We start from the raw sequence: 12,650 nt of genomic DNA, 5'->3' as shown, positions 1-12,650 counted from the left end.
TTGCTGCTTGAGAAAGTGAGGTTGCAACATGAGTAACGATGATAAAGATATGGATGACTGGGAAGCAGCAATGGCTGAACAGGAAGCTGCTGAAGATGAAGAAAGTGGCGAATCAGGAGCCGGTGAAGGCGCAGGAAAGTCGTCCAGTCATTCTGGTATGGATAACGTGCAGACCGCTGAACTCGAAGAACTGAGTGAAGATAAGCCGGTAACCGAGGAAGAAAAGCGCAAGCTCGACGCCATTCTCGATATTCCTGTTACCATTTCTATGGAAGTGGGTCGTAGCCAAATTAGCATTCGTAATTTGCTGCAATTGAACCAGGGCTCTGTGGTGGAACTGGAACGTGTTGCCGGTGAACCACTGGATGTACTGGTTAACGGCACCTTGATTGCGCATGGCGAGGTGGTTGTTGTTAATGATAAATTCGGGATACGCTTAACCGATGTTATTAGTCAGATTGAACGTATTCGTAAGCTTCGCTAGTTTGGTGCTGTTGCCCTCTGCTGCCAAGGCGGAAGAGAAAGCTGGCATTATTTCAGGCAATGACATAGGCGCCATGGTTTTGGCGCTTTTTGCCGTTTTAGCGGTGATTGTGGTTTTAGCCTCGCTGTTAAAACGCTTTAACCTCAAGTTTCAGGGGGCATCTGGTCTGAAAGTACTGAGTAGCGTGTCTTTAGGGCCCAAAGAGCGGCTGGTCATTGTGGATGTTGGGGGGCAGAAATTGTTACTTGGTGTCACTCAGCAACGCATAGAATGCCTGAAAGAGTTGCCAGGCGATATCAACCTGGAAGGAAAACAAGAACAATGAACCGCTGGTTGCTGCTTTGTATTTTAGCCGTGTTGTGTTTGCTGCCTGAGCAGGCTTTCGCCTGGCAGGATCTTACTGCGGTTACGGTAAAAACAAACCCCGATGGTAGTGAAGAGTACTCTGTAACGCTGCAAATTTTGGCGATAATGACGGCGCTGACCTTCATTCCCGCTATGGTCATTATGATGACCTCATTTACCCGAATTATTATCGTTTTAGCTATTCTGCGTCAGGCCATCGGTCTGCAACAGTCGCCTTCTAATCAGGTGCTACTGGGCATTGCGCTGTTTTTAAGCTTTTTCATCATGACGCCGGTTTTAAACGAAATAAATGACAAAGCGTTACAACCCTACTTAAATGAAGAGATACAGTCGATGGAGGCGGTCGACAGAGCAAAAGCGCCGATAAAAGCCTTTATGCTGGCGCAAACACGCTTAACCGATTTAGAAACCTTTGTCGAAATATCAGGAACCGAGGGCGTGCAAGAGCCGGAGGACGTGCCTATGTCGGTGCTTATTCCGTCCTTTATAACTTCCGAGCTAAAAACCGCCTTTCAAATAGGCTTCATGCTGTTTATTCCGTTTTTGATTATTGATTTGGTGGTCGCCAGCGTTCTCATGGCCATGGGTATGATGATGCTGTCGCCCATGATCGTATCGCTGCCGTTTAAACTCATGTTGTTCGTGCTGGTTGATGGCTGGAGTTTAACCATGAGTACCCTGGCCGGAAGTTTCGGGGTTTAGGAGGCAATATGTCACCGGAAATGTTTCTCGACATTTTTCAGGAAGCTTTGAAAACCATAGTGATTATGGTGGCTTTTATAATTATTCCCGGACTTTTAGTGGGTCTGGTCGTTGCGGTTTTCCAGGCAGCTACCTCTATCAACGAGCAAACCTTAAGCTTTCTGCCCCGCCTACTTGTCACCCTTGCCGTTATTGGTCTTGGTGGACACTTCCTGACTGAAACCGTAATGGACTTCACTATCGAGATGTTTAACCGGATACCTGAAGTGGTCGGCTAATGGATCTGGTGACTTCTGTTCTGCTCGAGTGGTTGGAACAACACCTGTGGCCGCTAACACGGGTGTCATCAATGATCATGAGTATGGCACTGTTTTCCGGCACCATAGTGAACTCCCGCGTCAAAATCTTTTTATCTCTTGCCATTATTATGGCCGTTTCACCTGCTTTGCCGGAAATTAATGCGGGCGTTGAAATGATGTCGGTAGGCGGTTTCTTAGTTACAGCACAGCAAGTCGTTATTGGGGTTGCCTTAGGGTTGCTTTCCATTTTGTTCCTGCAAACATTTGTTCTGGGTGGCCAAATTATTGCCATGCAAATTGGTTTGGGTTTCGCCTCTATGGTTGACCCCACCAACGGCCAGCAAGTGCCGGTTATTGCACAGTTCTTTTTAATGTTAGCCAGTCTGGTTTTTCTCGCGTTCGACGGGCATTTATTAATGATTCATATGGTTGTTGCCAGTTTTGACGCAATACCTGTGGGTATGACCGGGTTGGATGCCGACGCTTTATTTGCGGTTGCGGAGTGGGGCGTTTACATGTTCTCGGCGGCCTTAACGGCGATGCTTTCGGGGGTCATTGCGTTGCTGCTAATTAACTTAAGCTTTGGGGTTATGACCCGGGCGGCTCCACAGCTGAACATTTTTGCTATTGGTTTTCCTATTACTATGGTCAGTGGATTAGTGGTTGTGTGGCTAACCATGGGCGGCTTTATTTTTCACTTCGAAAACCAATGGGCGCGGGTGGTACAAACCATGTGCGAGATATTGGGTAGTCAATGTGCTTAAATCGACTTTCTCTGACAAAGGGCAGTAAGCATGGCTGAGACTGATCAGGAACGTACAGAAGACCCCACGGAGCGACGAAAACAGCAGGCCCGCGACAAAGGCCAAATTGCTCGCTCCAAAGAAATGGGAACCGGCTTTGTATTGGTGAGTGCCGCCGTTTCGTTTTTCTGGTTCGGTGGGGCGCTGTACCAGGGCGTGCGTAACGTTTTTGAAATTATGTTTACGCTTGACCGACAGCACGCGTTTGACACCAGCAAAATGTATGAAGCCTTTGCCATTGCCTTTGGAGAAATTCTCTGGCCAATACTGACCATTTTTGCCTTTATTGTGGTGTTTACCTTTCTGGGGAACAGCTGGTTGGGTGGCATTAACTTTTCCGCTCAGGCAATGGCACCTAAATTTAACCGGATGAATCCGCTTAATGGATTTAAACGGATGTTTGGTGTTCAGGCATTGGTGGAGCTGATAAAAGCCATAGCTAAGTTTATGGTGGTAGCCGTTTCTGCATACTTTCTGCTTAAGTGGAAATTTGTCGACATTCTGCAAATGTCTATGGGGCAGATGCCGACCATGATTGAAAACGCGCTGGACACCTTACTATGGATGTTCCTGTTGTTGTGTTTGTCGATATTCCTTATTGTCGTTATTGATGCTCCCTTCCAGGTATGGAAACACAATAAAGACTTAAAAATGAGTAAGCAGGAAGTCAAAGACGAACACAAAGACACGGAAGGGAGTCCGGAAGTTAAAGGGCGTATTCGTCGCTTACAAATGGAAATGGCAAATCGCCGAATGATGCAGGAAGTGCCTAAGGCCGACGTTGTTGTAACTAACCCTACCCACTATGCTGTCGCTTTAAAATATGACGACGGCGGCGTACAGGCTCCGGTTCTTCTTGCAAAAGGAACCGATGAAACTGCTGCAAAAATTCGTGAAATTGCTCTGGAATATGAAATTCCGCTGGTTGCTTCGCCGGGACTTGCCCGCTCAATTTACCATACCACCGAGCTGGAAAAAGAAATTCCGAAAGGGCTGTTCGTGGCCGTGGCACAGATTCTTGCGTACGTATATCAATTACGAATGTTTAAGAAAGGGCAGGCTAAACGTCCGAAAAAACCACCTATGGATAAAGATATTCCGGACGATTTACGTTACTAACCAGCCTGATTACAACGTCATTCGACTTGCTTAATTTGCGCGTTAAGACGGGCTGCTATATCATTCGCCACCATTCGTGCCGATATCGGCAGTGGCAAATTTGGACTAAGCAGTTATGGCTAAACTTTCTTTGTGCCTGGCACAGCTGGACTTTACAGTTGGTGCCATTCACAACAACACCGCCCTAATTTTAAAAACGCTGCGTGAGCAGGGCGAGCAACACGATATCATTGTGTTCCCTGAGCTGGCTATTACCGGTTATCCGCCGGAAGACTTATTATTCCGCGATGACCTACATCAGGCAGTGGATAATGCGGTAGAACAAATCAGCGCAGCGGCTTCAGATTGTGTGGTTATTGTCGGCCATCCGCAGGCCGTTGGCGGAGAGTTGTTCAACGCTATGTCCGTGCTACACCGGGGAGAATGCCTGCACCGCTACTTTAAACAGCGCCTGCCCAATTACGGTGTTTTTGATGAACAACGTTACTTTATTCCGGGCCATCAGAGTCAGGTGTTTGAATGGCAGGGCGTGCGCATTGGCTTACAAATTTGTGAAGACTTGTGGCATCCGCAACCCTTACAACAATTATTGGATGATGACATTGATCTGGTGCTTTCAATTAATGCTTCTCCGTACGAGTTAAACAAACACGAACAGCGCTTAGGTGTGTTGAAACAGCGTGTGGCAGAAGCCGGTAAACCCATTTTGTATTTGAATAATTGTGGTGCGCAGGATGAGCTGGTGTTTGATGGCCATTCACTGGTTTTAGATGCAGAAGGTGAGCTGGTTGCCGAACTACCGCACTGTGAAATGACCACGGCAAGCGTAACTTACGAAGACAAAGGTATCCGTTGTGTCGGTTTTGAGCCTAAGGCTGAACAAAACGACTTGGCTCATGTATACGACGCTCTGGTGTTGGCGGTGCGTGACTATGTGACCAAGAATGGTTTTTCTGGTGTGGCATTAGGCTTGTCAGGTGGAATCGATTCCGCATTAACTTTGGCGATAGCAAGCGACGCTCTGGGAGCCGATAAGGTTCATGCTGTTATGATGCCGTTCCGCTATACTTCAGATATGAGTCTGGAAGACGCAGAGAAACAAGCCGATACCTTAGGTGTTCGCTACGACGTCGTGCCAATTGAGCCCATGTTTAATGAGTTTATGACTCAGTTGGGACCATTATTCGGCGAGATAGAAACCGATACCACCGAAGAAAATCTGCAATCCCGCTGTCGTGGTGTATTGCTTATGGCCTTATCGAATAAAACCGGTTCGCTGGTGCTGGCTACAGGCAATAAAAGCGAAATGGCGGTGGGTTATGCAACCTTATACGGTGATATGTGCGGTGGTTTCGCACCTATTAAAGACATTCCCAAATTGCTGGTTTATCAATTGGCAGAGTTCCGCAATACCCGGGGTGCCTGTATCCCCCAAAGGGTTATAGACAGACCGCCTTCTGCTGAACTCGCACCAGATCAAGTAGATTCCGATTCCCTGCCGGACTATAGCGATTTAGATCGCATTCTGGCATTGTATGTAGAGAGAGACTGGTCGGTAACCGATATTATCGCGGCCGGATTTGCGGAGGAAGACGTGCGCCGGGTTGTTCGCCTGGTCGATTTGAATGAATACAAGCGTCGCCAATCTGCGGTCGGGCCTAAAGTGACACCTCGTAACTTTGGTAAAGATCGTCGTTACCCTATTACCAGTCACTATCGCCATGAATTACAGCGACAAGGTCAATAGGACAAATACTGATGAAAAAAGTTGAAGCCATTATTAAGCCGTTTAAGTTGGACGACGTGCGCGAAGCGCTGTCGGAAGTCGGCATTGCCGGTATGACTGTGTCAGAGGTAAAAGGCTTTGGGCGTCAGAAAGGCCATACCGAACTTTATCGTGGCGCGGAGTACATGGTCGATTTTCTACCAAAAGTAAAACTGGAAGTGGTGGTTGCGGATAGCGAAGTTGAGCGTTGTATTGAAGCCATTATGGAAACAGCTCAAACCGGGAAAATTGGTGATGGGAAAATTTTCATTACCGAAATTGAACGTGTCATTCGTATTCGTACCGGAGAGGAAAACGAGGACGCGGTATAAGCTACCGCGCCATTCGTCGTAAGAAACTAGCGGGCTGAGACTAACTGATTCTCAGGAAAGTTTGCTCTCAGCACCTTCATTGCGTCTTCGCGCAGTTCAGGCAGTTCCAGTTGGTCATAACTTTCTACCATTATCGCTAAGGCATTCTCTACTTCCGGTGTATCTGAAAAGTGCTCTAATACATACCGGCCGCGGTTAGCTGCTGCTAAGTATGCCTGACGCTCCATATAGTATTGGGCAATAGCCAGTTCTTTTTTAGCTAAGCGGCTTTTCAATGCAATTAAACGTTTCTTCGCATCTGCGGCGTATTCGCTTTTCGGATACTTGCGAACTAACTCAGCGAAATCTTTAAACGCTTCTTCCGCCATAGACGAGTCACGGTCAGAGCGGTCAACACCAGCCAGATTATGTATAGCGTTGTGCTCCGCACGCTGATTAACCAGCCCGCGCATATAGAGTGCATAATCGACATCTTTATGATTTGGGTTCAGGCTGATAAAGCGGTCAATTGCGGCTAAAGCTTCATCTGTATTATCAAGTTTATAATGCAGATAAATAAGGTCTAACTGAATTTGATGAGCAAAAGGACCAAAAGGATAGCGCTTGTTCAGGCTGGACAATTGCTCCTGTGCCAAATTCAAATTACCATTAGCCATACTCTCCTGAGCCTGGTCATACATGGCTTCTATTTGGGTTTTCGCCACTTGCTCTTCTTCTGACTGACTCGAACAACCCGCTAACATTAATCCCAGAACCGATGATAAAACGAGGCTTCGGCTTAACTTATTACTTAACATATTATGAAGGATTCCCTTTATTTTTTTGGCGCTGCACCGGCAAACCGTTACACTAGCATATTCTTGCATTCTAACGCAGCCGTAAAGGCTTTGACAGTCGAAACCCAATATATGAACAAAAGCATTGAATTAGAAGCCATTGTTACCGAGTCTCTAGCTGGAAAACGATTAGACCAGGCACTTGCGGAGTTGTTCCCGGAGTACTCCAGGTCACGGTTAAAAAACTGGATAACTGATGGGAAAGTAAGCGTTGATACAAAAATCATTGAAAAACCACGAGAAAAAGTCGTTGTCGGTGCTCTAGTCGCTGTGGACGCAGAAATTGAAGGGGAAGAGCGGCACGAAGCACAGCCGGTGGAACTGGATATCGTTTATGAAGATGAGGATATTCTGGTTATTAATAAACCTGCTGGTTTGGTTGTGCACCCTGGTGCAGGAGCACCTGACAAAACCTTACTGAATGGTTTGTTGCATTACGATCCGCAGCTTGATCTCGTACCGCGGGCGGGCATTATTCACCGATTGGATAAAGACACAACGGGGCTGATGGTGGTCGCGCGCAACGTGCCGGCACAGACGCAGTTAGTCTCAATGATGCAGGATCGTGATATTACTCGTGAATACGAAGCGGTTTGTAATGGGGTGATGACTGCCGGCGGTATGGTCGATCAACCCATTGGCCGACATCCGACTAAACGGACTCATATGGCAGTGGTGCAATCAGGCAAACCGGCGGTTACTCATTATCGTGTGGTCGATCGCTACAGAGCACATACTTTACTGCGTCTTCGTTTAGAGTCCGGTCGAACGCACCAAATCCGCGTGCATATGGCACATATTCGCCATCCCCTGGTCGGTGATTTAACCTATGGTGGTCGTCCACGTCCGCCCAAACAGGCTGAAGATCGTTTATTGCAAACCTTGCGAGGGTTTAACCGTCAGGCGTTACATGCGGCATCGCTGGGTTTACATCATCCAATTACCGGCGACTGGCTGGAGTTTAATGTTCCGCGCCCAACCGATTTTCAATATTTGATTGAAGAACTGCGCGTTGATCATGAACGTTTCAAGTCAGCCTGACGGCATTATAGTGCCTGACTGGGAACTGCCGCCGAATGTTCATGCGGCAGTAACCACCAGAGCTTTTGGGAATCTGGCTGTGCATGTAGGAGATGACCCTGCAGCCGTTCTTCTGCGCCGCCGCGTGTTGCAACGCTCATTAGCATTACCAACGGCGGTTACCTGGTTACAGCAGCAACATACTCACAGAGTTCTACACTGGCCTTTTCAATCAGCGATCGCTGATGCCGCCTACAGTGATTCCCCTGAGAGTGTTTGTGCGGTTTTAACCGCAGACTGTCTGCCTATTCTGTGTTGTTCAGATGACGGAAGGGAAATTGCAGCAGTACACGCTGGATGGCGAGGTTTAGCCGATGGCGTATTAAAAAGCGCGTTGGCAAGTTTTAAAACTCCGGCGACTCAGATTCGTGTTTGGATAGGGCCGTCGATTGGTGCCTCGGTCTTTGAAGTCGGAGATGACGTCCGAGATGCTTTTGTTGCCCGCCATCCATCTAATGTGGAGTATTTTCTTGCTCACTCCAGTAAATGGCTGGCCGATTTAGCTTCTATTGCAGCGGATGAGTGTTTGCGTGCGGGAGTAAAGAATATTACTAAAAGCGACGAATGCACTGTGCGTAATAACACCCGCTGGTACTCGTGGCGCAAGGAGAAAGCGGCCGCTAGATTTGCGTCAATTATTTGGCGAAATTAATTTTAATCACTTGAAAATGCGCAAAAAGTACCCACATTTAACCTAACGAAAGAATTAAGTGAGGAAGTACTAATGCGACACGATAAATTTACCAGTAAGTTTCAGATGGCAATTGCCGATGCCCAGTCAATTGCTCTGGGACGTGACCATCAATTCATAGAACCCGTTCATTTAATGCAGGCACTGTTGGATCAAAACGGTGGCTCAGTGCGCCCATTATTTACGATGCTGGGTGTGGACATTCCCCAGTTCAGAGCGAATTTGTCAAAAGCGCTGGACGCCTTACCCCAGGTTGAGGGCACCGGCGGTGACGTTCAGTTGTCCCAAAACACCGCGCAGTTGCTAAACCTGTGTGACAAGTACGCTCAAAAGCGAAATGACTCCTATATTTCATCAGAGCTGTTTTTGCTGGCTGCGACTGAAGACAAAGGCAAGTTAGGTGATATTTTCCGTCAGCAGGGCATAAAGCGCGATGCCCTGGAAAAAGCCATTAACGACATACGTGATGGCGAAAAAGTAGATGACCCCAATGCCGAAGATAAGCGTCAGGCGCTGGATAAATACACCATAGATTTAACCGAGCGTGCCGAACAAGGCAAACTTGATCCAGTTATTGGCCGTGATGAAGAAATTCGCCGGACGATTCAGGTGTTGCAACGCCGTACGAAAAACAACCCCGTTCTAATTGGTGAGCCAGGAGTCGGTAAAACCGCCATTGTCGAAGGACTGGCACAGCGCATCGTTAACGGAGAGGTGCCTGAAGGCTTAAAGCACAAGCGGGTATTGTCTCTGGATTTGGGCGCGTTATTAGCGGGAGCGAAATTCCGCGGTGAGTTTGAAGAGCGACTCAAAGCGGTATTAACGGAGCTTTCTAAAGAAGAAGGCCGCATCATTTTGTTTATTGACGAGATGCACACCATGGTGGGGGCCGGAAAGGCCGACGGCGCAATGGATGCCGGAAATATGCTTAAGCCAGCCCTGGCTCGTGGCGAGCTGCACTGTGTTGGCGCCACTACGCTGGATGAATATCGCCAGTATATTGAGAAAGATGCGGCGCTGGAACGACGCTTCCAAAAAGTTCTTGTGGAAGAGCCGAATGTGGAAGACACCATTGCTATTTTGCGTGGTTTGAAAGAGCGTTACGAGCTACACCATTCCGTCGAAATCACCGATCCGGCGATTGTGGCAGCGGCGTCTTTATCTCACCGTTATATCAGTGATCGTAAATTGCCGGATAAAGCCATCGACTTAATTGATGAGGCAGCATCGAGCATTCGTATGCAAATTGACTCTAAGCCAGAGGATCTGGATCGTCTGGAGCGGCGCATTATTCAATTAAAGCTTGAACGTCAGGCGTTGCAGAAAGAAAAGGATGACGCCAGTAAAAAACGTTTGGAGATTCTGCATGATGAGCTAGATGAACAAGAGCGTAAATACGAAGAACTGGAAGAAATCTGGAATACGGAAAAAGCGGCGGTGCAGGGCACCCAGCATATTAAAGCTCAGTTGGAACAGGCTCGCACCGATATGGACATTGCCCGTCGCGCCGGCGATTTAAACCGTATGTCGGAGCTTCAGTATGGTCGTATACCTGAACTGGAGCGGCAGCTGGATTTAGCCTTGCAAGCCGAAATGCAGGATATGAGCTTGCTGAAAAACCGTGTTACTGAAGAAGAAATCGCGGATGTACTATCACGGTGGACGGGAATTCCGGTTAACAGAATGCTCGAAGGCGAGCGTGAAAAACTGTTGCAGATGGAAGAGCAAATACACAGCCGGGTAGTTGGACAGAATGAGGCTGTAGATGCGGTTTCTAATGCCATTCGTCGTTCTCGTGCGGGCTTAGGCGATCCGAATCGACCTATTGGTTCATTTTTATTCCTGGGCCCAACCGGTGTGGGTAAAACTGAGCTTTCTAAAGCGTTAGCGAACTTCATGTTTGATACCGATCATGCCATGGTGCGTATTGATATGTCCGAGTTCATGGAGAAGCATTCGGTTGCCCGTCTGGTTGGTGCGCCTCCTGGCTATGTTGGCTACGAAGAAGGCGGCTACTTAACTGAAGCTGTGCGGCGTAAACCCTATTCGGTAATCTTGCTGGACGAAATTGAGAAGGCTCACCCCGATGTCTTTAATATCTTATTGCAGGTATTGGATGACGGACGCTTAACCGACGGACAAGGGCGCACGGTCGACTTTAAAAACACCGTGATTATTATGACTTCTAACCTGGGGTCCGATTTAATTCAGGAGCATGCCAAAGAGCATACTTATGAGCAGATGAAGGCCGAGGTAATGGAAGTGCTGGCGCATCATTTCCGCCCGGAATTCATTAACCGTGTCGATGAAACGGTTGTCTTCCATCCATTGGGTGAGAGTGAAATTCGGTCTATCGCTGAATTCCAGTTACAGCTTCTTTATAAACGTTTGGAAGAAAAAGAGTATCAGCTAGAATTGGATGATGGGGCTTTGTCGCATTTGGCCAGAACCGGCTTCGATCCCGTTTTTGGAGCTCGTCCTTTGAAACGTGCTATTCAGCATGAGCTGGAAAATCCGTTAGCGCAAAAAATCTTGTCAGGGGAACTAGAGCCTGCTAGACCGATCAAAGTAAGTGTTGAAAACGAGCGGTTAGTGATCACACAGTAATTTGATAGGGCTTCGGGCATTTCCGGTTCGAAGCCCTAATGTGGTAACCTGACTACTTTCCTATTTAGTGACTAAAGAGTGTTTTATACATGAGTAATGACAGCTCAAATACCAATGGTAAGAGCCGCGGTATCTATTTACTACCAAACTTGTTTACGACTGCAGGCTTGTTTTCAGGCTTTTATGCCATAGTGGCATCAATGAACGACCGCTTTATTGAAGCGGCTGTCGCCATTTTTATCGCAATGGTTTTTGATGGACTGGACGGTCGAGTTGCAAGAATGACTAATACAGAGAGCGACTTCGGTGCTGAATTCGACAGTATGGCCGATATCGTATCTTTTGGTATGGCACCTGCTTTGGTCATGTATAACTATGCCCTGGCTGATCTTGGCAAAATTGGTTGGTTAGCGGCCTTTATTTTTGTTGCCGGTGGCGCATTAAGATTGGCAAGGTTTAATACGAACCTTGGCTCCTCCGATAAAAACTTCTTTCAGGGTCTGGCTATACCCAGTGCAGCGGCTATTGTTGCCGGTTTAGTTTGGGTGGGTGCTGAATACGGCGTCGAAGGTAGTGACATGGGTGGTTTTGCCGCTGTTATTACTATTTGCGCCGGATTGTTAATGGTCACTAATTTCCGTTACCACTCTTTTAAAGACGTAGACTGGAAAGGCAAAGTGTCTTTCCTTGTGATTCTGGTTATTGTTCTGGTGTTCGTTATTGTTGCGACGCAACCATCTTTAGTACTGTTCTCTATATTCTTCTTATACGCTTTATCGGGTCCGGTATTAACCATAAAGAATGTGAAGAAGTTGAAGTTGGGTCACGTTGTAGGCGACGACGATGAAGATGATGCAGACTTTAATGATAATAAAGAGACTAAAAAAGAAGCAGAAAAGTCTGAAAAAGAAGATTAAAACACCAACTTGGTGATGATCTGACCAAACGATCAAGAAGAGCCTAAAAAGATCTTGCAAGGCTCAGAGAGATCACTATAATGCGCCGCCGTTGTCATGAGTTATCCGCAAGGCTTATTTGCAAGGATTCTGACAACGGCGTTTTAGTTTCAACCGGGCTTAAAAAAAGCCGTTAAAAAGTGGTTGACGAAACGAAAGGGACGTGTAGAATACGCCTCCCTGCTTCGGAAGAAGCAACGCTCTTTAACAATACTATCAAGCCAAGCAAACTGTGTGGGCACTTGCAGAAGTTAAGCAAAACGAACTATTTGTATTGCAACTTTTGAATGAGTGTTCAGCGAACTTCAGTAATGGAGTGAGCAAAAACGCGTAATTCATTGAGTTGATTGAACTGCTTTTAATTGAAGAGTTTGATCATGGCTCAGATTGAACGCTGGCGGCAGGCCTAACACATGCAAGTCGAGCGGTAACAGAGAGAAGCTTGCTTCTCTGCTGACGAGCGGCGGACGGGTGAGTAAGACTTGGGAATTTGCCTTTAGGCGGGGGACAACCACGGGAAACTGTGGCTAATACCGCATAATGTCTACGGACCAAAGTGGGGGACCTTCGGGCCTCACACCTAAAGATGAGCCCAAGCGGGATTAGCTGG

General features: G+C 47.3%; 13 protein-coding genes and 1 rRNA gene. 13 read left to right on the top strand and 1 reads right to left on the bottom strand.

Annotated features, from left to right (window positions below; genetic code table 11):
* Positions 1 to 28 precede the first annotated feature (28 nt).
* The 8 genes from fliN to glnB all read left to right on the top strand — a co-directional run bounded on the left by fliN (position 29) and on the right by glnB (position 5,870).
* Positions 29 to 484, top strand: a complete 456-nt coding sequence (gene fliN, locus RJ32_RS00300; RefSeq protein ID WP_011234443.1) for a flagellar motor switch protein FliN — start codon at positions 29 to 31, stop codon at positions 482 to 484.
* Complete coding sequence (gene fliO, locus RJ32_RS00295; protein WP_227016386.1) at positions 459 to 809, top strand: flagellar biosynthetic protein FliO; 351 nt, start codon at positions 459 to 461, stop codon at positions 807 to 809. Before fliN ends, fliO begins: the two co-directional genes overlap by 26 nt.
* Positions 806 to 1,552 (top strand): flagellar type III secretion system pore protein FliP, encoded by a 747-nt coding sequence (gene fliP / locus RJ32_RS00290; protein ID WP_011234441.1) that lies wholly within the window; start codon positions 806 to 808, stop codon positions 1,550 to 1,552. The genes fliO and fliP overlap by 4 nt, the downstream gene beginning before the upstream one ends.
* Before the next feature lie 8 nt (positions 1,553 to 1,560).
* Positions 1,561 to 1,830, top strand: a complete 270-nt coding sequence (gene fliQ / locus RJ32_RS00285) for a flagellar biosynthesis protein FliQ (RefSeq protein WP_011234440.1) — start codon at positions 1,561 to 1,563, stop codon at positions 1,828 to 1,830.
* Complete coding sequence (gene fliR / locus RJ32_RS00280; RefSeq protein ID WP_011234439.1) at positions 1,830 to 2,615, top strand: flagellar biosynthetic protein FliR; 786 nt, start codon at positions 1,830 to 1,832, stop codon at positions 2,613 to 2,615. The genes fliQ and fliR overlap by 1 nt, the downstream gene beginning before the upstream one ends.
* A 30-nt stretch (positions 2,616 to 2,645) precedes the next feature.
* Positions 2,646 to 3,773: a flagellar biosynthesis protein FlhB gene (gene flhB, locus RJ32_RS00275; RefSeq protein ID WP_011234438.1), complete on the top strand. Its 1,128-nt coding sequence runs from the start codon at positions 2,646 to 2,648 to the stop codon at positions 3,771 to 3,773.
* Between the two features lie 115 nt (positions 3,774 to 3,888).
* Complete coding sequence (locus RJ32_RS00270) at positions 3,889 to 5,520, top strand: NAD+ synthase (protein ID WP_034818102.1); 1,632 nt, start codon at positions 3,889 to 3,891, stop codon at positions 5,518 to 5,520.
* An 11-nt stretch (positions 5,521 to 5,531) separates the two neighbouring features.
* Positions 5,532 to 5,870, top strand: coding sequence for a nitrogen regulatory protein P-II (gene glnB, locus RJ32_RS00265; RefSeq protein ID WP_011234436.1), 339 nt, complete (start codon positions 5,532 to 5,534; stop codon positions 5,868 to 5,870).
* Positions 5,871 to 5,896: 26 nt separating this feature from the next.
* Here the strand turns inward: glnB and RJ32_RS00260 are convergent, their stop codons facing one another.
* Complete coding sequence (locus RJ32_RS00260) at positions 5,897 to 6,667, bottom strand: outer membrane protein assembly factor BamD (protein WP_034818099.1); 771 nt, start codon at positions 6,665 to 6,667, stop codon at positions 5,897 to 5,899.
* 111 nt (positions 6,668 to 6,778) lie between these two features.
* Here RJ32_RS00260 and rluD point away from each other — a divergent pair, with 111 nt between their 5' ends.
* From rluD to RJ32_RS00235, 5 genes are all read left to right on the top strand, one after another.
* Entirely contained in the window at positions 6,779 to 7,747 is a 969-nt protein-coding gene (gene rluD, locus RJ32_RS00255) for a 23S rRNA pseudouridine(1911/1915/1917) synthase RluD (protein ID WP_034818210.1), read from the top strand.
* A complete protein-coding gene (gene pgeF, locus RJ32_RS00250; protein WP_034818098.1) occupies positions 7,725 to 8,438 on the top strand; it encodes a peptidoglycan editing factor PgeF in 714 nt (237 codons plus the stop codon). Before rluD ends, pgeF begins: the two co-directional genes overlap by 23 nt.
* Before the next feature lie 72 nt (positions 8,439 to 8,510).
* Positions 8,511 to 11,084 (top strand): ATP-dependent chaperone ClpB, encoded by a 2,574-nt coding sequence (gene clpB / locus RJ32_RS00245; protein WP_034818096.1) that lies wholly within the window; start codon positions 8,511 to 8,513, stop codon positions 11,082 to 11,084.
* Positions 11,085 to 11,173: 89 nt separating this feature from the next.
* Positions 11,174 to 12,001 carry a CDP-diacylglycerol--serine O-phosphatidyltransferase gene (gene pssA / locus RJ32_RS00240; RefSeq protein ID WP_034818094.1) on the top strand — a complete coding sequence of 276 codons (828 nt, stop codon included), beginning with the start codon at positions 11,174 to 11,176 and terminating at the stop codon, positions 11,999 to 12,001.
* 398 nt (positions 12,002 to 12,399) lie between these two features.
* A 16S ribosomal RNA gene (locus RJ32_RS00235) occupies positions 12,400 to 12,650 on the top strand; the annotation flags it as partial.

The organism is Idiomarina sp. 28-8, assembly GCF_000320945.2.
GTDB lineage: Bacteria > Pseudomonadota > Gammaproteobacteria > Enterobacterales > Alteromonadaceae > Idiomarina > Idiomarina loihiensis.
This window is presented reverse-complemented; position numbering and strand designations above follow the sequence as displayed.